This window comes from Microbacterium sp. TPD7012 (assembly GCF_003075395.1).
Lineage (GTDB): Bacteria > Actinomycetota > Actinomycetes > Actinomycetales > Microbacteriaceae > Microbacterium.
Genome location: NZ_QDFV01000004.1, coordinates 409,179 through 427,577, shown reverse-complemented (window position 1 = coordinate 427,577; position 18,399 = coordinate 409,179). Strand labels below are relative to the sequence as shown.

23 protein-coding genes, 1 tRNA gene and 1 pseudogene are annotated in these 18,399 nt (G+C 69.8%); 8 read left to right on the top strand and 17 right to left on the bottom strand.

What is annotated here, in order from left to right; all coding sequences use genetic code 11:
- Nucleotides 1-29: 29 nt before the first annotated feature.
- From DC434_RS13550 to sigK, 3 genes are read right to left on the bottom strand one after another with little or no spacing between them, the layout of a single operon-like run.
- Nucleotides 30-659 (bottom strand): DNA-directed RNA polymerase subunit beta, encoded by a 630-nt coding sequence (locus tag DC434_RS13550; RefSeq protein ID WP_116635801.1) that lies wholly within the window; start codon nucleotides 657-659, stop codon nucleotides 30-32.
- 29 nt (nucleotides 660-688) lie between these two features.
- Nucleotides 689-1,495 carry an anti-sigma factor gene (locus DC434_RS13545; protein ID WP_116635800.1) on the bottom strand — a complete coding sequence of 269 codons (807 nt, stop codon included), beginning with the start codon at nucleotides 1,493-1,495 and terminating at the stop codon, nucleotides 689-691.
- A complete protein-coding gene (gene sigK / locus DC434_RS13540; RefSeq protein WP_207769972.1) occupies nucleotides 1,492-2,091 on the bottom strand; it encodes an ECF RNA polymerase sigma factor SigK in 600 nt (199 codons plus the stop codon). The genes DC434_RS13545 and sigK overlap by 4 nt, the downstream gene beginning before the upstream one ends.
- Nucleotides 2,092-2,277: 186 nt before the next feature.
- Between sigK and DC434_RS13535 the strand changes: the two genes are divergently transcribed.
- The 7 genes and pseudogenes from DC434_RS13535 to DC434_RS13510 all read left to right on the top strand — a co-directional run bounded on the left by DC434_RS13535 (nucleotide 2,278) and on the right by DC434_RS13510 (nucleotide 6,163).
- On the top strand, nucleotides 2,278-2,934 hold the full coding sequence (locus DC434_RS13535) for a fasciclin domain-containing protein (RefSeq protein WP_116635798.1): 657 nt from the start codon (nucleotides 2,278-2,280) through the stop codon (nucleotides 2,932-2,934).
- Nucleotides 2,935-3,451: 517 nt separating this feature from the next.
- Nucleotides 3,452-3,973, top strand: coding sequence for a hypothetical protein (locus DC434_RS13530; RefSeq protein WP_116635797.1), 522 nt, complete (start codon nucleotides 3,452-3,454; stop codon nucleotides 3,971-3,973).
- A 4-nt stretch (nucleotides 3,974-3,977) separates the two neighbouring features.
- Nucleotides 3,978-4,157 (top strand): annotated as a pseudogene (locus DC434_RS20360) (metalloregulator ArsR/SmtB family transcription factor); the annotation flags it as partial.
- A 219-nt stretch (nucleotides 4,158-4,376) separates the two neighbouring features.
- Entirely contained in the window at nucleotides 4,377-5,039 is a 663-nt protein-coding gene (locus DC434_RS13520; protein WP_116635960.1) for a dihydrofolate reductase family protein, read from the top strand.
- Entirely contained in the window at nucleotides 5,036-5,170 is a 135-nt protein-coding gene (locus DC434_RS20435; protein ID WP_279303213.1) for a hypothetical protein, read from the top strand. The genes DC434_RS13520 and DC434_RS20435 overlap by 4 nt, the downstream gene beginning before the upstream one ends.
- Nucleotides 5,167-5,496 (top strand): SRPBCC domain-containing protein, encoded by a 330-nt coding sequence (locus tag DC434_RS13515; protein ID WP_243408933.1) that lies wholly within the window; start codon nucleotides 5,167-5,169, stop codon nucleotides 5,494-5,496. Before DC434_RS20435 ends, DC434_RS13515 begins: the two co-directional genes overlap by 4 nt.
- A gap of 121 nt (nucleotides 5,497-5,617) precedes the next feature.
- On the top strand, nucleotides 5,618-6,163 hold the full coding sequence (locus tag DC434_RS13510; protein WP_116635796.1) for a type 1 glutamine amidotransferase domain-containing protein: 546 nt from the start codon (nucleotides 5,618-5,620) through the stop codon (nucleotides 6,161-6,163).
- A 9-nt stretch (nucleotides 6,164-6,172) separates the two neighbouring features.
- Here DC434_RS13510 and DC434_RS13505 read toward each other — a convergent pair whose 3' ends face one another.
- Complete coding sequence (locus DC434_RS13505; protein ID WP_116635795.1) at nucleotides 6,173-6,691, bottom strand: CGNR zinc finger domain-containing protein; 519 nt, start codon at nucleotides 6,689-6,691, stop codon at nucleotides 6,173-6,175.
- Between the two features lie 25 nt (nucleotides 6,692-6,716).
- Between DC434_RS13505 and DC434_RS13500 the strand changes: the two genes are divergently transcribed.
- The gene (locus DC434_RS13500; RefSeq protein WP_116635794.1) at nucleotides 6,717-6,932 is read left to right on the top strand and encodes a hypothetical protein; all 216 of its coding nucleotides are present in this window, start codon (nucleotides 6,717-6,719) and stop codon (nucleotides 6,930-6,932) included.
- A 9-nt stretch (nucleotides 6,933-6,941) separates the two neighbouring features.
- Here DC434_RS13500 and DC434_RS13495 read toward each other — a convergent pair whose 3' ends face one another.
- The 13 genes from DC434_RS13495 to DC434_RS13435 form a co-directional block, all read right to left on the bottom strand.
- Nucleotides 6,942-7,574 carry a M23 family metallopeptidase gene (locus DC434_RS13495; RefSeq protein ID WP_116635793.1) on the bottom strand — a complete coding sequence of 211 codons (633 nt, stop codon included), beginning with the start codon at nucleotides 7,572-7,574 and terminating at the stop codon, nucleotides 6,942-6,944.
- Nucleotides 7,571-8,104 carry a DUF1697 domain-containing protein gene (locus DC434_RS13490; protein WP_116635792.1) on the bottom strand — a complete coding sequence of 178 codons (534 nt, stop codon included), beginning with the start codon at nucleotides 8,102-8,104 and terminating at the stop codon, nucleotides 7,571-7,573. Before DC434_RS13490 ends, DC434_RS13495 begins: the two co-directional genes overlap by 4 nt.
- Nucleotides 8,101-8,682 (bottom strand): isochorismatase family protein, encoded by a 582-nt coding sequence (locus DC434_RS13485; RefSeq protein WP_116635791.1) that lies wholly within the window; start codon nucleotides 8,680-8,682, stop codon nucleotides 8,101-8,103. Before DC434_RS13485 ends, DC434_RS13490 begins: the two co-directional genes overlap by 4 nt.
- A 67-nt stretch (nucleotides 8,683-8,749) precedes the next feature.
- Nucleotides 8,750-8,822, bottom strand: a tRNA-Thr gene (locus DC434_RS13480).
- 69 nt (nucleotides 8,823-8,891) lie between these two features.
- Entirely contained in the window at nucleotides 8,892-10,448 is a 1,557-nt protein-coding gene (locus tag DC434_RS13475) for an alpha/beta hydrolase (protein ID WP_116635790.1), read from the bottom strand.
- A complete protein-coding gene (locus DC434_RS13470; RefSeq protein WP_116635789.1) occupies nucleotides 10,445-11,602 on the bottom strand; it encodes a DNA polymerase III subunit delta' in 1,158 nt (385 codons plus the stop codon). Before DC434_RS13470 ends, DC434_RS13475 begins: the two co-directional genes overlap by 4 nt.
- A 74-nt stretch (nucleotides 11,603-11,676) precedes the next feature.
- On the bottom strand, nucleotides 11,677-12,312 hold the full coding sequence (tmk, locus tag DC434_RS13465; protein ID WP_116635788.1) for a dTMP kinase: 636 nt from the start codon (nucleotides 12,310-12,312) through the stop codon (nucleotides 11,677-11,679).
- Complete coding sequence (gene topA / locus DC434_RS13460) at nucleotides 12,309-15,203, bottom strand: type I DNA topoisomerase (protein ID WP_116635787.1); 2,895 nt, start codon at nucleotides 15,201-15,203, stop codon at nucleotides 12,309-12,311. Before topA ends, tmk begins: the two co-directional genes overlap by 4 nt.
- A 77-nt stretch (nucleotides 15,204-15,280) precedes the next feature.
- Nucleotides 15,281-15,610, bottom strand: a complete 330-nt coding sequence (locus DC434_RS13455) for a helicase (protein ID WP_116635786.1) — start codon at nucleotides 15,608-15,610, stop codon at nucleotides 15,281-15,283.
- Nucleotides 15,610-15,969: a TadE family type IV pilus minor pilin gene (locus tag DC434_RS13450; protein WP_243408932.1), complete on the bottom strand. Its 360-nt coding sequence runs from the start codon at nucleotides 15,967-15,969 to the stop codon at nucleotides 15,610-15,612. The genes DC434_RS13455 and DC434_RS13450 overlap by 1 nt, the downstream gene beginning before the upstream one ends.
- Nucleotides 15,966-16,163 carry a DUF4244 domain-containing protein gene (locus DC434_RS13445; protein ID WP_116635785.1) on the bottom strand — a complete coding sequence of 66 codons (198 nt, stop codon included), beginning with the start codon at nucleotides 16,161-16,163 and terminating at the stop codon, nucleotides 15,966-15,968. The genes DC434_RS13450 and DC434_RS13445 overlap by 4 nt, the downstream gene beginning before the upstream one ends.
- A 38-nt stretch (nucleotides 16,164-16,201) precedes the next feature.
- On the bottom strand, nucleotides 16,202-17,104 hold the full coding sequence (locus tag DC434_RS13440; protein ID WP_116635784.1) for a type II secretion system F family protein: 903 nt from the start codon (nucleotides 17,102-17,104) through the stop codon (nucleotides 16,202-16,204).
- A complete protein-coding gene (locus DC434_RS13435) occupies nucleotides 17,098-18,108 on the bottom strand; it encodes a TadA family conjugal transfer-associated ATPase (protein WP_116635783.1) in 1,011 nt (336 codons plus the stop codon). The genes DC434_RS13440 and DC434_RS13435 overlap by 7 nt, the downstream gene beginning before the upstream one ends.
- Between the last annotated feature and the right edge of the window lie 291 nt (nucleotides 18,109-18,399).

The following is an 18,399-nucleotide window of genomic DNA, read 5'->3' as shown; positions in this document are numbered from 1 at the left end:
GGCCCGGTCTTTCTCTGTCCGGGTTGCGTTCAGGCCAGAGAACCCGTGCGCCAGAGCACCGCTGACGCGGAGAGATCCTGCGCGTAGCTGCTGAGACGCAGGGCTCGCGTCGTCAGCTCGCTGGCCCGCGCGGGCTCGGTCGGCTCATAGTCGTCGGCCGTGTGGGTCGCGCCTGAGGCCTGCACGCGACAGAAGGCGGCGGCGCGGTCGAGCGCGACCGCGAAGTCCCCACGGAAGGCCCCGCGCAGGATCGTGTCGATGAGCGCCACGAGCTCAGCCGGCTCCGCAGGGGCAGGAGCACCCGCGATGACCGTATCCGCCGACGGCAGCTCGACGCGTCCGCGCTCATAGAGCAGTGCCGCCGTCTGCGGGTCGCCGTGGATCGCCAGCTGCAGCAGGTACAGCCTCCAGAGCGCTCCGGGCAGTGTGCGCGAAGGCGCCTTGGACCACAGCTCGGCGATCTCGTCGATGCCGTGCTCGGCGGTGAACGCGACCAGACGCTCGGCGCTCGCCCCGCTCTCGTCGGCCCGCACCCGCGTCAGCAGAGCGGATGCCGTCGCGTGCGCCACGCGCGTCTCCTCGGCGGGATCGTGCGCGCCGACGATGTTGTCGAAAGCGCTGGTCGGTCGACGGATGGGACGGTGATGCTGCTCGGGCATCGAACCAGGGTACCCGCGATCGCGGCCGATCAGGCCGTGGGGATCACGATGACAGGGTCGGACGTCGGCGTGCCGGAAGGGGATCCTCCGGCCTGCTCGACGGTGACCGCGATCACATCGCCCGCGTGCATGTCGCCTTCGAGCGCCGCCGTCGCGCGACCGTCCTCGACGTCGAAGACGCCGGCGGGGATCGCGTCGTCCCCGCGCACGTACCAGAGCTCGTAGGTCTTGCCGTCGGCCGGGGCGGGCACGCCGTCGGTCACGAGCACGGCTGCTCCCGCGGATGCCGACCAGTGCGCGGTCGCCGATCCCCCGGAGGGGAGCTCCACGGACGCCTGTTCCGCATCGGACGACGACTGGATCTGCTCCAGAGCGACGACGGATGCCGGACGGTTGAGCTGCCCGTTGAGCGCGACGGCGCCGATCCCGACGCCCACCAGCACGGCGAGGCATGCGGCGAGCGCGAACACGACGCGGCTCCAGCGGCGCTTCGGGGAGGGGGCGCGATCCTTCTCCGCATCGTTCGCCGACGACTCGTCGACGCGCGGTCGCTCGTCTGCGAGAACGTCGGTCGCGACCGGCTCGACAGGCGTCGTCGGCTCGCTGTTCTGGGGCGTCACCGCGATCTGGGCGAGGAGCGCGGCACGGATGCCGGGAGGCGGGGAGACAGGCGTGGCGGAGGCGGACAGAAGATCGGCCGTCTCGGCATCCGCCTCGGCGATCGCCCGCCACTCGGGATGCGCGACGAGAGCGTCGTCGAAGCGACGCGCGTCGTCGGGCGACAACGCGTTCAGGGCGGCCCCCGCCGCGAGCTCTGCGAACTCCTGCTCGTTCATGCTGTCACCCCCATGGCTGACCGGAGACGGGTGAGCCCGTCTCGCATCCTTGTCTTGATCGTCCCCAATGGTGCTCCCACAAGCACCGAAATCTCGTTCTGACTGTAACCGCCGTAATACGCGAGCACGAGCGCTTCTCGCTGCACCTCCGGCAGCTCCGTGAGCGCTTCGACGACCTTCTCGCCGTCGATCCCGAGTTCCACCTGCTCTGCCACACTGTCGTGCGCAACGCCGATGTCCCTCAGCCCCGCTCGCACATCACGGTCCGCACTGGACTGGGATGCACGCACCCTGTCCACGGCCCGACGATGTGCGATCGTCATCACCCATGCTCGTCCTTGACCTCTGTTCGGAGCGAAGCGCGAAGCGGATTGCCAGATCTCGAGGAAAACCTCCTGCAGCACTTCCTCGCTCTGCGCGCGGTTCACGAGCACGCGCAGGATGAGCCCGAACACGCGCGCGGAGAGGGAGTCGTAGAGCTCGGCGAATGCCCGCTGATCCCCGTCGGCGACGCGGACGAGGAGTGCGGCGACCGCATCTCTCGCCGTCCCGTCCTCGGGCACGTCCATTCCGTCAATGACCATCCCTCCAAGCATGCCGCATCTCCCCCGTGTTCCCGTGCAGCCGTCACCCGATCGTGAGGGAATTTCTCCCGTGATTCTGCGGATCGAGGCACGGGACCCGATCGATTCTGAGATTTCTCCCATCCGATACCGACGGGGCTCCGAACAGATGTCGACGCCACGGAGAGGCCGTGGCTGAAGTTTCTGAAGGAGCTCGAGATGTTCAGCACCAAGAAGAAGGTCACCGCAGCACTCACCCTGACGCTCGCCGGAGCATTCCTGCTCTCCGCGTGTTCGACCGGCACAGCGCCCGCCGAGGAGTCGTCGGAGCCGACGACGTCGGAGTCGGCTGAGCCCACGACCGAGGCGATGGATCCGGCCGCTAACCTCGTCGGAGCCGGTTGCTCCGCCTACGCCGAGGCCGTCCCGGACGGTGCCGGATCGGTCGAGGGCATGTCGAAGGACCCGGTCGCCGTGGCCGCCTCCAACAACCCGCTGCTCAAGACGCTCGTCGCAGCGGTGAGCGGTCAGCTCAACCCCGACGTGAACCTCGTCGACACGCTCAACGGCGACGAGTTCACCGTCTTCGCACCGGTGGATGACGCCTTCGCGAAGATCGACCCCGCCACCATCGAGACGCTCAAGACCGACAGCGCACTGCTGAGCTCGATCCTGACGTACCACGTGGTCCCCGGCCAGATCGCGCCGGACGAGATCGCCGGCATGCACACCACCGTGCAGGGCGCCGACCTCGAGGTCACCGGTAGCGGTGACGACCTGATGGTCAACGGAACTTCGACCGTCATCTGCGGTGGCGTCCAGACCGCCAACGCGACCGTGTACCTGATCGACACGGTCCTGATGCCCCCGATGTAATCAGGGACACGACCTGCCGGGTGGGGATCTCCCGGCAAGCGACCTTCTCTCGTCTCGGGGGAGGAACGTGAGAAGGAGAAGGGGCCGCCGGTGATGGTGTTCACCGGCGGCCCCTTCTGTGCGCACTAGACTTGTCGGACGGGCCTTTAGCTCAATTGGCAGAGCAGCGGACTTCAACAAAATAGGAGCGCCTCGGAGGAAACTCCGGGGATGACACCACTCAAAGTCGGGGAACCCTTCCTGGGAAACCAGTTGGCAATCCCGAGCCAAGCCGGACCAGCGGTCCGGAAGGTGTAGAGACTGGACGGGTGGCACCTACGGCGAGAGCCACGGTGAAGGGACAGTCCAGACCACGAACGCCGGAGACGGCGGCGGCGAAAGCCGAAGTGGCAAGTTAATCCGCGGGTTGTGGGTTCGATCCCCACAGGGCCCACCCCGTCTGATCCCGAGCGCGACGAGCAGTCATGTCGCACGGTCGGGATATCGTGCCCCTCAGCGAGAGAGCGGGGAGGTCGACATGCACGACGCGCTGTCGTCATCCGCACCGGATGAATCGGAGAAGCGCTGCGGCTCGTGCCGGGCGATCAAGCCGCTGACCGCGTTCAATCGGAAGTCCTCTCGCGCGGACGGACGGCAGGAAGTCTGCCGAGAGTGCAATCGGACGTCGTCGCGCGAGTACTATCGCCGGAATCGGGAGCATCACGTCGCCGTGATCCGAGAACGCACGAACGCCCAGAAGCGAGCGAGCATCGCGTTCGTCTGCGAGTATCTGCGGGATCACCCGTGCGCCGATTGCGGTGAAGCAGATCTCCGAGTCCTCGATTTCGACCATCGCCCCGGGAGCGAGAAGCGGGACGGCGTCATGCAGCTGGTGCGGAACGGCTTCAGCATCGCCGTCGTGGCTGCCGAGGTTGAGAAGTGCGACGTGCGCTGTCGGAACTGCCACGCGATCGTGACCTACGAGCGGATGGGAGAGAACTGGCGCTCACTCGCGATGAACGACCCCTTGCGCACCTCCGTCCCCGAGTCATACAGTTAGGCAAATGCCTAAGTATCAGGATGACGTCGACGCCGTGCTCCGCGCTCTCGCGGACCCGACGCGCCGCGCTGTCGTCGAGCGGCTGGCGAAGTCCCCCGCGGTGGTCTCCGAGCTCGCCGAGCCGTTCGCGATGGCGCTGCCGTCGCTCATGCAGCACCTCCGCATCCTCGAGGACGCGGGGGTCATCAGCTCGGAGAAGCACGGCCGCGTCCGTACCGTGACTCTGCGCCCCGGCGCACTCGACGTGCTGCACCTGTGGCTGGGCGACCAGCGCACGCCCGCCGAGCACCAGGCCGACCGCCTCGGCATCCATCTCACCCTCACCACCCCCCCCCCCCCCCCCCCCCCCCCCCCSCCCCCCCCCCCCCCCCCCCCCCCCCCCCCCCCCCCCAGGAGAACTGACATGACCCGCGTTCGCATGGCCCTCTTCACGTCGCTGGACGGCTACACGCCCGACGACCCGACACCGACGCCCGAGAACCCCATGGGTGAGGACTGGGGCCGTCTCACCGCCGCGTACGCGGCGACCCGCACCTTCCGCGCGAAGATCTTCGGTGACACGAGCGGCGCCGGAACGACCGGCATCGACGATCGATACGCCGCGGCGTTCTTCGACGGCATCGGTGCCGAGATCATGGGCGCGGGGATGTTCGGCCTGCACGCCTTCCCCGACGACCTGGATTGGAAGGGCTGGTGGGGCGACACCCCGCCGTTCGGCACCCCGGTGTACGTCCTCACCCACTCCGCCCCTCGCCCGTCGATCGCGATGGACGGCGGTACGACCTTCCACTTCCGAGACGCGGCGATCGAAGACGTGCTCGCCGAGGCGACAGAAGCCGCGGGCGGTCTGGATGTGCGGATCGGCGGCGGATACCGCACAGCGCGGGATTTCCTCCGCGCGGGCCTGGTCGACGACCTGCACCTCATGGTGGCGCCGATCTTCCTCGGCCGCGGCCACCGTCTCTGGGATGATCTGCGCGGCTTCGACCTCACCCACACCGTGACGACGGAGGTCGCCGAGAGCGGCGAGATCCACGTCACCCTGACACGGGAGGGCGACCGATGACGACAGAACGCCGACTCGCCCGTTCCGGATTCACCCTGACCCGCGACTACCCCGCCGGCGTCGAGCGCGTCTGGGACGCCTTCGCCGTGGAGGAGCAGAGCTCCGCTGGTGGGGCGCCGGCGAGTCGATGAAGACGCGCGAGTGGGCGTTCGACTTCCGCGTCGGCGGTCGCGACGTCGCCGAGAGCCGGTTCCACGATCGTCCGGTCTCGCGCTACGAGGCGACCTACACCGACATCGTCGAGCACATCCGCATCGTCACCACCTACGACATGTGGATCGACGGGGCGCACATGTCGACATCCGTGGCGTCGCTGGAGTTCGAGCCGATCGACGGCGGGACACGGTTCACGCACATCGAGCACGGCGTCTTCTTCGATAGGTTCTGGGCCGACGGGCAGGGGCGCGAGGACGGCACGCGAGGACTGCTGGGGGCGCTCGGCCGATACCTCGGCTGACGCACCCGCCGTATCACCGCCGCCCGACTTCGGCCACCCCCTTCACTCCTCCCGGGGCCCGCGAGAGAGTCGAAACGTCCCCGAGACCTGCGGGGACGACTCTCCCCCGAAAGGACGAACGATGACTCTCACCGGCAGCCGAGTGGCATTCCTGGCGACAGACGGATTCGAGGACAGCGAGCTGACGAGCCCGTGGGATGCCGTGACCGCAGAGGGCGCATCCGCGACACTGATCGCCCCCGACGGCGGTCGGATCACCGGCAAGAACGGTCATGAGCAGTCGGTGGACCTCACCGCCGCCGAGGCGACCGCCGACCAGTTCGACGCCCTCGTGCTCCCCGGAGGCGTCGTGAACGCCGACCACCTGCGCATGGACGCACCCTCGATCGCTCTCGCCCGCGCCTTCTTCGAGCAGCACAAGCCGGTGGGAGTGATCTGCCACGGCGCGTGGATCCTCATCGAGGCCGGCGTCGTGGACGGCCGCACCCTCACCAGCTACCCGAGCCTGCAGACCGACCTCCGCAACGCCGGGGCATCCTGGGTCGACGAGGAGGTCGTGGTCGACCAGGGCCTGGTCTCCAGCCGCACCCCCGATGATCTGCCGGCCTTCAACGCGAAGCTCGTCGAGGAGATCGGCGAGGGGCCGCACGCCGGCCAGACCGCCTGACCCGCGCGGTCAGGCGGCTCGCGCCCGATGCCGGCGGACCGCCGCTCGGTTCGCGCAGCGCACCGAGCAGAAGCGCTGGCGACCGTTGCGCGTGACGTCCGCGACGACGTTCGTGCACGGCGAAGCCTGACAGCGACCCAGCCTGCTCATGCCGCGGGTGACGAGATGCAGCGAGGTCCCGAGGTTGATGACGGCCCGGAGCACGTAAGGCAGCGACTTCACGTCGTCGCGGTAGTGCAGGTGCCAGCCCTCGCCGTCGTGGTTCGTCAGCCGCGGGTAGGCGGCCGTCGCGGCGAGCTCGGCGTTCAGCAGGTCGGCTCGGGCGGCGGGATCCGGCTCGTCGACGATCTTCAGCCAGTCGTCGATGACCGCCCTGACCTCGGCATGATCGCCCGGAGCGGGTGGGAAGGTCTGCGTCATCCCGAGTTCGAGCGTGCGCTCCTCGATTCCCGCGCGGTCCGCCGGCCAGTCGTTGGCGAGCGACGCCGCCAGCAGGACCGCGTACTCGCCGTAAGGGTTGAGATGCATAAGAGCATTACATCACGCTGGATGCATGACCGCATTGCACACCCGCCCGATCCCCCGCATCCCCCGATCCACGACGCCGCACGAGCACGCATGGCTCGTCGAATCGCGGCATCCGACGAGCGACGGCATCGTGCTCTACGTTCGCTGCGCCGGATGCGCAGTGCGGCGCGTCGACCTGCAGCCGCACCCGCACACCCCTCCCTCGGCGCTCAGCACCGATGTCTCCGCGCGCACGAACTGACTCGGAGGCTCAGGCGACGACGATCTCGCCGTTCTCGGGCACTCGCCGCGCACCGGCCGCGCTCGTGAAGACGAGGGGGATGCCGCGGGCGTTCCGCCCGAACGACTCCGACGCCTGCACGTGCACGTGCGGCTCGGTGCTGTTGCCGGAGTTCCCGCATTCGCCGAGCACGTCCCCCGCCGTCACGCGCTGCCCCGGGCGCACGCGAATGCTCCCTCGGCGCAGGTGTGCGAGCAGCACCAGCGCTCCACCCACCCTGATCACGACGTGATTGCCGGCGATCGCGGAGGCGCCGCGGCGGACGCGGGACGGCTGGCTGAGCGCGTACCCGAGCAGCGCGATCACGGAGCGGCGTGCCACGTGATCGCTCTCGCCGTCGAGCACCGAGACGACCTCTCCGGATGCCGGAGCGAGGATCGGCCGACCGAAGCCGATGAACGACTCGGGGCGCTCCGTGCCGAAGACGCTCCTCAGCGTGCGAGGTGCACTCCGTCCGTCTTCGCCGACGGGCACGAAGTCGATCGCGTGCGAGGTGCCGAAGAGCGTGGTGCCGTGGCTGGGAACTCGCGCAGCCGGGCTGTTCTGCACCAGCCACCGCCCGGTGAAGGGCAGCGCCAGCTCGACGGTATCCGCAGCGCTCACGCGGTCAGCTCGATGAGCTTCCGGACCGTGCGGAGGTTGCGCGCCGTGCCCGCGACGCCGAGAGCGCGGTCCAGCACCGCCTTCGTCAGCTTCGTCGAGTGCACGCCGCCGCTGCCATAGTCGATCCAGAGATCGTCGTCCACGAGCGCGAGGCGCTCTCCGGGCTGGAGCCGCTCCTCCAGCGCCTCGAGCGCGCCCGCCTTGCCGGCCCTCTCGAGGAACATGGCGTGCACGAACTTCTCCTCACCGTCGGGGAACGGCTGAGTCTTCTCGGAGGCCACGAGCTGCGCATGGCGGCGATGGATCACGGGGGTGTCGACGCCGAACTCCGCGGCGATCGACTTCCGCACCGCGGTGCAGGCCGCATCCGGCGTGGTCGGCGTCTCGCAGATGATGTTCCCGCTGGCGATGTACGTGGAGACGTCCTCGAGGTCGGTCTCCGCGGCCAGGACGTCGCGCAGCCGCGCCATCGGCACGCTGTTGCGCCCGCTCACGTTCACGGCCCGCAGCAGCAGGACGCTGCGGGTCACGCCGCTGCGCTCTCGACAAGCTCGGCGCCCGCGTGCGCGAGCTCTGCGAGGGCAGCCTCGCTGGATTCCGCACCGACGCCCGCGACGAGATCCGTGAGCACGCGCACCCGCACGCCGTGGGCGATCGCGTCGAGGGCGGTCGCCCGTACGCAGTGGTCGGTCGCGATGCCCACGACATCCGCCGTGAGCACCCCGGCTCCCGTGAGCACGGCGCCGACGGTCGATCCCTCGTCTGTCACGCCCTCGAACATCGAGTAGGCGGCAACGCCCTGTCCCTTCTGCACATGATGCGTCACGGCATCCGTCGTCAACAGGGGGTCGTACTCCGCCCCCTCGGTTCCGGCGACGCAGTGGACCGGCCAGGTGTCGACGTAGTCCGGCTCCGCCGCGAAGTGCCCGCCGTTGTCGCCCTCGGCATCGTGCCAGTCGCGCGACGCGACGATCACCGCATAGTCGGCTGCGTGCACGGCCAGGAACGTGGAGACGGCGGAGGCGACCGCGTCACCCCCGGCGACGGCGAGGGCGCCGCCTTCGGTGAAGTCGTTCTGGACATCGACGATGAGAAGCGCTCTGCTCATGGTTCGAGGGTACGCCGTGGGGAAAGGGAAAGGCCCCGTGATGTTCTTCGCATCACGGGGCCCTCGGAGCCGCTTGTCAGAATCGAACTGACGACCTTTTCATTACGAGTGAAATGCTCTGCCGACTGAGCTAAAGCGGCGTGCGACGCGTGAGCGGCGCGATCACCGATATTACCCTGTCTCGCGGCTCGTCGCGAATCGAGCCCGCATCACTCGCAGCGCAGACCGTCCTCCGGCACCACGTCGTCGAGCAGGAATGCCTCCACGGCGTCGTCGACGCACGCGTTGCCCTTGTTGTAGCCGGTGTGGCCTTCGCCGACACGGGTGATGAGGACACCCTCCTCCAGCTGGTTCGCGAGCGACTCGGACCACTCGTACGGCGTCGCCGGATCGTTCGTGGTGCCGATCACGAGGATCGGCCCCGCGCCCTCGGCCTTGATCTCGCCGCGGGTACCCGTGGGCGGGTACGGCCAGACCGAGCACGAGTCGGGGCCGTTCCAGTACGGAGCGATGGTCGGAGCGCCCTCGGCGATCTTCTTCGTGATCGCGGCCTCGGCATCGGGGTCGTCCTCGACCGGGTAGTCCATGCAGTTGTACGCACGGAACGCCTCGGAGGAGTTGCTGAGGTAGGCGCCGTTCTCCCGCTCGTTGTAGAAGTCGGCGAGCAGGAAGGCGGTCGTCGGGTCGCCCTGCAGCGCCTCGTCGAGCGCCTGGGTGAGGTAGCCCCAGCTGTCTTCCGAGTAGAGCGCCGCGATGATGGCGGTCATCATCGAGTCGGCGCCCATCAGGCGTCCGTCGCCGTTCTTCAGCGGCGAGCGGTCGGCGCTCGCGAGCAGGGCTCCGAGGTCGGCCATCGCCTCGTCGACCGTGCCGTTGAACGGGCAGCTTCCAGAATCGAGGCAGTTCTGCATGTAGGCGCGCAGCGCCGATTCGAAGCCGAGGGCCTGGGTCGCGCCGACCTCGAGGCCCGGGACCGCGGGGTCGATCGCGCCGTCGAGCACGAGCCGACCGGCCTTCTCGGGGTACAGCTTCGCGTAGGTGGCGCCGAGGAAGGTGCCGTAGGAGTAGCCGAGGTAGTTCAACTGCTTGTCGCCGAGCACCGCACGGATCAGATCCATGTCGCGAGCGGAGTTGATCGTGGTGATGTGGGGCAGGATGCCGCCGCTGTTCGCGTCGCACGCCTCGGCGAAGGCCTTGTGCGACTCGAGCAGCTCGGCCTCCCACTCGGGCGTCCCGCGCGGGGCGTCGGGGATCGTGTAGAGGTAGTCGTCCATCTGCGCTGCGTCATAGCAGGTGACGGCCGTCGAAGCGCCGACACCGCGAGGATCGAAGCCGATCACGTCATAGTTCTCGATGAGGTCCGCTCCGACCGCGAAGTCGAGGCTGCCCTGGATGAGCTCGACGCCGCTGGCACCGGGCCCGCCCGGGTTGGTCAGCAGGGAGCCGATCGCGGTGCCCTCGGCCTGGTGGCGCACCACGGAGAGCGTGATCTCCCCCGCGCTCGGGTTCTCCCAGTCGAGCGGCGCCGTCACGTCGGTGCAGTCGAAGCCGGTGCCGCACGTCGTCCACGTGAGCGTCTGCGAGTAGAACGGCAGCAGGTCGGCGGAGACGCCCTCGGTGTCGGGCGCGTTCGTCGACGAGGGCCGCGGAGCCGCCTGCTCGGGGATCATGGCGTACAGGCACCCGGAGAGGGCGACGGATGCCGCTGCCAGGCCGGCGACGATCGCGGCGGCGCGGCGGAAGCGGGAAGTCGATCGGTTGTTCACGGTTTCCTCCCGCTCGTGATCGTCACGAGCAAGCTCTCCAGGGCGAGCAGCGGGGCGACGTTGCGCTCCAGCGACTGCCTCGTCTCGGCAAGGTGGTCAAGTACGACAAGAGTACGTGTCTCGGGCCAGGCGGATGCGAGGCCTGCCAGCTCGGCGCGCAGCTCGGTGTTGATCAGATCGTCATCTCTGCCGAACTGCAGCATGACGACGTCGCGGAACAGGGATTGGAGGTCGGTGAGCACCCGGTCGATGCCGTCACGCAGACTGCGCGTGGCGCGCTTCTTCTGGTCGTCCTCGAGAGCGGAGAGCTGCGTGCGCAGAGCCGGCGGGACGGGCTGCCCCTCGGCGATGCCCACGGTCCGGAGCATCGAGGCCCTCTCCGTCGCATCGCGCTCGGCCGTGAGCGCTTTCGCGTCCTCGGTGGCGGCCTGGATGATGCGACCGGCCACCTCGACGGCGTCGCCGACACCGCGCACGCCGAGGACGGAGCGCAGGGTCTCGTCGCGCCGACGGCGAGCCGATTCATCGGTCGCGAGCCGCTGCGCCATGCCGATGTGGCGTTGCGCGTGCCGGGCGGCCTGCTCGGCGATCTCCCCGTCGACGCCGGTCCGCAGGCTGATCAGACGCGCGACGTCGGCCACGTCGGGCTCGCGGAGCCGCAGCGACCGCACCCGGGAGCGGATGGTCGGCAGCAGGTCGGCCTCGCTCGGGGCGCACAGGATCCACACGGTCTGCTCCGGGGGCTCCTCCAGCGCTTTCAGCAGCACGTTCGAGGTGCGCTCGACCATGCGATCGGCGTCTTCGACGACGATCACCCGGTATCGTCCGGCGGAGGGCGCGAAGTACGAGCGCTCGACGAGCGCGCGCGCCTCGGCGATGGTGATGATGACCTTGTCGGTGCGCAGCGCCGTGACGTCGGGATGCGTGCCGGCGAGCACCTGGCGCATCGCCGCCTCGTCGTCGGGACGATCGGCGACCAGCGCGGCGGCGAAGGCGTGCGCGAGCGTCGAACGGCCGGACCCGGGTGGACCGGTGATCAGCCAGGCGTGCGAGAGCGCTGCAGGATCGGATGCTGCGGCGCGGAGCGTCTCGACCGCTGCATCCTGCCCCCACACATCGGCCCACGGGAACGGGGCGGCGACGGTCTGGGGCATGACCTCAGCCTAATCGGGAGCACCGACGCCCGCGGCACGGCATCGGCGCGGCCCCCGCGACCGCGGGTGCCGGCTCACCGTGAGGCGAGCAGGCTCTCGACGCGGGCGCGGATCAGCCCGGCGATGTCGTCGGCGGATGCGGCGGCGTCGACCACCAGGAACCGTTCGGGCTCGGCAGCGGCCAGCGCCAGGTATGCGTCCCTGACTCGCGCGTGGAAGTCGACCTGCTCCGCCTCGAGCCGATCGAAGGGCTTGTCCGCGGAATCGAGGCGCACGCGCGCCTCGCCGGGGTCCAGGTCGAGCAGGATCGTGAGATCGGGCAGCGCACCCTCCGCGGCCCAGAGCGACAGGTCGCGGATCTCGGTCGCGTCGAGCACGCGTCCCGCACCCTGATACGCGACCGAGGAGTCGAGATAGCGATCCTGCAGCACGACCTCGCCGCGATCGAGGGCGGGCCGGACCACGGTCGCGACATGGTGCGCCCGGTCGGCCGCATACAGCAGCGCCTCCGCACGCGGCGCGATATCGCCGCGATGATGCAGCACGATGTCGCGGATCAGCTGACCGACCTCTGACCCGCCGGGTTCACGGGTACGCACGACCGTGCGCCCGGCATCCGTCAACCAGGAGGCGAGCAGATTCGACTGCGTGGTCTTGCCCGAGCCGTCGCCGCCTTCGAGCGTGATCCACACACCACCGCCTGGGGTCACGAGCCCGCCTTCGCAGCGGCGTTCGCGGCCCGTGTCGCGGCGGCCTTCTTCGCCGCGGCCGAGCGCGCGGCCGAGGTCGCGGCATCCGTCTTCTTGGCGGCCGGCTTCTTGGCCGCGGTCTTCGCCGTCGCGGTCTTCGCCGTCGCGGTCTTCGCCGTCGTGGTCTTCGCCGCCGGCTTCTTCGCGGGGGCCTTCTTCGCTGCGGGCTTCTTGGCGCCGCGCTTGGGAGTCGGCCCCTTCGCGCGCTTGTCGGCGAGCATCTGCACGGCGATCTCGAACGTGATGTCCTCGACCTTCTGTCCGCGCGGGATCGTGACGTTGGTCTCGCTGTCGGTCACGTACGCGCCGAAACGACCGTCGCGGATGCGGATCGGCTTGCCGCTGACCGGGTCGGCGTCGAACTCGGCGAGCGCGCTGGACGCGCGTCGAGCGCCGTACTTCGGCTGCGCGTAGATCTCGAGCGCCTGCTCGAGCGTGACATCGAAGATCTGCGATTCGCTCTCGAGCGACCGCGAGTCCGTGCCCTTCTTCAGGTACGGACCGAACCGACCGTTCTGGGCCGTGATCTCCTCATCCGACTCCGGATCGGTGCCGACGATGCGCGGGAGGTTCAGCAGCTGCAGGGCCGTCTCGAGATCGATCGAGTCGACCGACATCGAGCGGAACAGCGACCCGGTGCGGGGCTTGGGGGCCGTCTCCTTCTTGGCTCCCCGCTTCGGCTTGGGAGCCTCGACGACCTCGCCGGTCGACTCGTCGACCGCGGCATCCTCCGACACCGGGTCGTTCTCCTGCACGTAGGGACCGAATCGACCGTCCTTGACGACGATGATCTTGCCGTTCTCGGGGTTCTCCCCCAGCACGCGGTCGCCGGCGACGGGAGCATCGATGAGCTCCTGCGCCTTCGCCTGCGTGAGCTCGTCGGGCGCGAGGTCCTCCGGCACGTTGACGATGCGCGGCTTGGCATCGGGGTTCTCCGGATCGGCGACCTCGAGGTAGGGACCGTACTTGCCGAATCGGAGCGTGGCCGTGTCGGTGATGCGGGTGGAGTTCAGCGCACGGGCGTCGATCTCGCCGAGGTTGTCGACGACCTGGCGGAGGCCGGTGCGGCTCTCGGATCCGAAGTAGAACGACTTGAGCCACTCCACCCGGTTCTGCTCGCCGCGCGCAATCGTGTCGAGATCGTCTTCGAGCGCCGCAGTGAAGTCGTAGTCGACGAGCGCGGCGAAGTGCTCCTCGAGCAGACGCACCACGCTGAACGCGAGCCAGGTGGGAACGAGCGCCTGACCGCGCTTGACGGCGTAGCCGCGGTCGAGGATCGTCTCGGGGATCGAGGCGAAGGTCGACGGGCGGCCGATGCCCTTCTCCTCGAGCACCTTGACGAGCGAGGCCTCGGTGTAGCGGGGCTTGGGCGTGGTGCGGTGGCCCTTGGCCTCGGCATCCGAGACGGCGAGCGCGTCGCCGACGGCGACGGCGGGCAGGGACTGGTTCTCCGCCGCGTCCGCATCCCCGCGCTTCTCGTCGCGCCCCTCTTCGTAGGCCTCGAGGAAGCCCTTGAAGGTGTAGACGGTGCCGGATGCCGTGAACTCGGCGAGCTGGGCGGCGCCCTGCCCCTTGAGCTCTGCGGAGGTGTCGACGGCGATCGTGACGGTCGTCGTCTCGTACTTCGCGTCGGCCATCTGGCTGGCGACGGTGCGCTTCCAGATGAGGTCGTAGAGACGCTGCTCGTCGCGGTCGAGCTCGCTGGAGAGGGATGCCGGCGTGCGGAAGTTCTCGCCCGAGGGACGGATCGCCTCGTGAGCCTCCTGCGCGTTCTTGCTCTTCGACTTGTAGACGCGCGGCTTCAGCGGCACCGCGGCGTCGCCGTAGAGCGCGACCGCCTGGCTCCGCGCCGCCTGCACCGCCTGGGTGCTCAGCGCCGTGGAGTCGGTGCGCATATAGGTGATGTAGCCCTTCTCGTACAGACGCTGGGCGACGCCCATCGCCTGCTTCGCGCCCATCGAGAGCTTGCGGCCGGCTTCCTGCTGCATGGTCGAGGTCGTGAACGGCGCGTAGGGGCTGCGGGTTCCGGGCTTCGCCTCGACCTTGGTCACGGTGCCGGCGCCGACGGCGTCGACGGCCTGAGCGAGCGACGCGGCCGTGGCCTCGTCGAGGATGACGACGGCCTTCTTGAGCTTGCCGGTGTCGTCGAAGTCGGTGCCGCGGGCGAGCTGCCCGCCGTCGACCCGGACGAGGCGGATCTTGAAGGACGTCCCCGTCGCTGCGGCGGCGGCATCGACGTCCCAGTACTCCGCCGAGACGAACGCCATGCGCTCGCGTTCGCGGTCGACGATCAGGCGGGTGGCGGCGGACTGCACGCGCCCGGCGGAGATGCCGGTCTTGACCTTGTACCAGAGCACCGGCGAGACGTCCCAGCCGTAGAGGCGGTCGAGGATGCGGCGGGTCTCCTGCGCGTCGACGAGGTCGTGGTCGAGCTCGCGGGTGTTTCCCACAGCCGCCTGGATCGCGTCCTTGGTGATCTCGTGGAAGACCATGCGCTTGACGGGAACCTTGGGCTTCAGAGTCTCGAGCAGGTGCCAGGCGATCGCCTCGCCCTCGCGGTCCTCATCAGTGGCGAGCAGGAGCTCGTCGGCGGTCTTGAGCGCGCGCTTGAGCTCGGCGACCGTCTTGGTCTTCCGATCGGACACGACGTAGTACGGGTCGAAGCCGTTCTCGATGTCGATCGAGTACTTCCCGTACGCCTCCTTGTCGGCGGCCGGGATGTCCTTCTTGTCAGCGAGGTCGCGGATGTGGCCGACGGAGCTGAGCACCTCATAGCCGTCGCCGAGGTATCCCTGAATAGACCGCATCTTCGTCGGGGACTCGACGATGACGAGCTTCTTGCCTTCAGCCAAGGGGGCGTCCTTTCTTCGAAGCACACCATACACACCACTGTGTGGGGTCGTTCACAGTGAGTGAGGTCGCGCGGCCGTCAGTGACCCTCGGGTGGCCCGGCACGGGCGCGGGAGACGGCAGCCAGACCAGCGTACGCCGCCTGCACCTGCACAGTCGCCACGAAGCCCTGCACGGTGCACCCGGTGAGGGTCGCTCCGGAGGCTCCCGCCACCCGCGCCGCGAGTGCGCAGGGGCCGTCGGCCGACGGCACTGCACCGCTGGCGGCATCGGCGGCGGCAAGTGCGGCGGCGTCGGCTGCCCCGGCGGCGCGCTGAGCCGTCACGGCCGCCCCGCCGACGGCGGCGAGCCCCAGGGAGAGCGCTGCCGCGACGGTCAGGAGGCCCGCCGCGAGCGCCGTGCCGGCCATCAGCGGCCGCCGTCGAGCGCGCAGCTCGATGCCTGCAACGGGAGACGGATGACGGCGCCGAGCGACACGTCGATCGATGCGGTGACGCACACGAGGTCGCCGGAGCGGGATGACGAGACCCCCGCTCCCGGGACGGCGCGGCCCACGATCCCCTCCGCCGCACCGGCCCCCTCGCCGCGCCCGAGGAGACGAGCAGCATCGGCGGCGGCATCCTGCAGAGCGACCTGACGGGATGCCGCCCCGAGGGCGCCGGCGCCCAGGAGGAGAGCGAGGAGCACAGCCGGGAGCGCGAGCGCGAGCTCGGCGGCCACCGAGCCGCGCTCCCCGCCGAGGCGCGCTGCCGCGGAGAGCACGCTCACGCCACCGTGAGCGCTCGGCGCACGAGGTCGGCGAGGATGCCGCGCACCTCGTCCGACCTCATGATGACGACGAGCAGTCCGGCGAAGGCCACGGCGGCCATGGTCGTGATCGCGTACTCGGCTGTGGCTGCTCCGGTGTCGTCGCCGAAGAGACGTGCCGCGCGGCGGCGATCCAGCGTGGGAAGGGCGTTCATGGTGTTCCTTCTTTCTCTGTGATGTCTTCCGCTGTCGTTCACAGCGGAAGCGGGGTCGAGGCGAGCACGCTGAGCAGCAGCGGTGCCACGCCCAGCAGCAGGAACGCCGGCAGCGTGCAGACGCCGAGCGGGATGAGCAGGCGCGTCGAGAGCTTCGCCGCGCGCAGGCGGCCCTGCACTCGAGCGGAATGCCGGTCCTGGGCCGCGGCTGCTCGGAGCAGTTCGCCCGCCGGAACGCCTGCCGCGCGGGAGAGGTCGAGCACGGTCCTCACGCGCTCCTCTTCTCCGGCCCCGGAGACCGCACTCTCCGCGACGAGCCGAAGCGCCCGGTCGATGGAGGCACCGCCGGCGAGCGCGACGGCGACCAGCTCGGCCCTCATACCCGGGGTGCCCGGAGCAGGACGCGCCTTCTTCAGCAGGCTCCGCGTCCACTGCCGCGCGGCCACCACCAACAGCATCCCCGCCACCACACACGCGGCGCCGAGCGGGTTGGCGATGATCACGCCCAGCGTGTCGAAGCCGAGGGCGAAGCCCAGCAGCAGTCCGCCGAACGGCATCCACAGCAGGAGGCGCGCGGTTCCCGCCGGCTCTGCCAGCGCGATGCGCACATCGTCGGCCGCGGAGGCCGCGTCACGCAGCGTCTCGGCGATCATGCGGAGCACCTCGGCCAGCGGCGCGCCGACGGTCGTCGCGATCTCCCACGCGGCGGCCAGATCGGCCCATGCGCCACCCTCGGCCTCGATCGCGTCGAGCAGGGGAATCCCGGACGCCACGCGGTCCACGACGGACGCGGCATGCCGATCGCCCGTCTCGGCGAGGTGTCGCCAGGCGACGAGCGGCACGGCACCCGCCTGGAGCAGCACGGCGAGGGTCTGCACCGAGGTCGCCGCATCCGCCGCATCGGGTTCGATCACGGCCGGTCGGCCGAACCGGATCACCACGGCCGGACCTCCTCGATGCCGAGTCGCTCTCGGTCCAGGACGAGCCGTCCCGCCTGGGCGATGCGCCGGGTGCCGTCGGGCGCGCGCTCGAGGTGCAGCACCATCGTGAAGGCGCTGACGGCCTGACGGGCGAGCGCCGTGGCATCCATCCCGGCGAGAGCCCCGAGCGCCTCGAGGCGCGCCGGCACGTCGCGCAGACCGCTCGCGTGCAGGGTGCCCGCGCCGCCGTCGTGCCCGGTGTTCAGGGCGGTGAGCAGCTCCCGCACCTCCTCACCACGGCACTCCCCGACCACGAGGCGATCGGGCCGCATGCGCAGCGACTCCCGCACAAGCCGGGCGAGACTGATCCCGCCCGCGCCCTCGAGGTTGGCCTGACGCGCCTCGAGCGCGACGTGATGAGGGTGGCGAGGGCGGAGCTCCGCCACGTCTTCGATCGTGACGATGCGCTCGGCGGCGGAGACCTCGGACAGCAGCGCCGAGAGCAGGGTCGTCTTGCCCGTGCCGGTGCCGCCCGTGATGAGGATGTTCGCCCGCTCGGCGACCAGCGTCGTGAGCCAGCTCTGCTGGCGGGCGTCGAAGGATCCGAGCGCCGCGAGTGCGTCGAGGTCGGCGGCGCGCACACGAGGAATCCGGATGGACAGCGCGGTCCCCGTCGTCGACACCGGCGCCAGCACGGCGTGGACGCGGATGCCGGAGTCGAGGCGCACATCGACGCACGGCGCCTGATCGTCGAGGTGCCGACCTCCGAGCCCGACGAGCGCTACCGCCAGGTCGCGGACCTCGCGCTCCGACGCCCTCCAGGTGGACACGGGCTCGGCGCCGCTCCCCCGGTCGATGAACAATCCGTCCGCTCCGTTGACGAAGACGTCGGTGACGGTGTCATCGACGCAGTGCTCGGCGAGCGGTCCGAAGGCCGGGTCCACACGCAGTCGCTCGGGGGCGCCGGCTGCGGCGAGCGCTGAGCGCGTTCCGCCTCGCGGCTGGATGACGAAGGAATCGGCCATGACGCGAAGCTATGCCGAGCCTCGGTCACGGCGACCGCCGCACAGCGGCCGACGCCGTGTGCTGTGCAGAAGCCCCGGCATCGGTGTTCCCGTGCAGAACCGGGAGATGGCGCAGCACCAGTTGAGAGCGAGAGCGCTCCCAACGGAAATGGGCGGCATCTCACGGGGGGAATGAGATGCCGCCCACGGTGGGCCACGATCGGGGGAATCGGGCGCACCAAGGCACGAATGAGAATTCGGCTGACGTCGAGTGTACGCAAGGCGACCGTCCTGACAAAACCCGCTCCACTA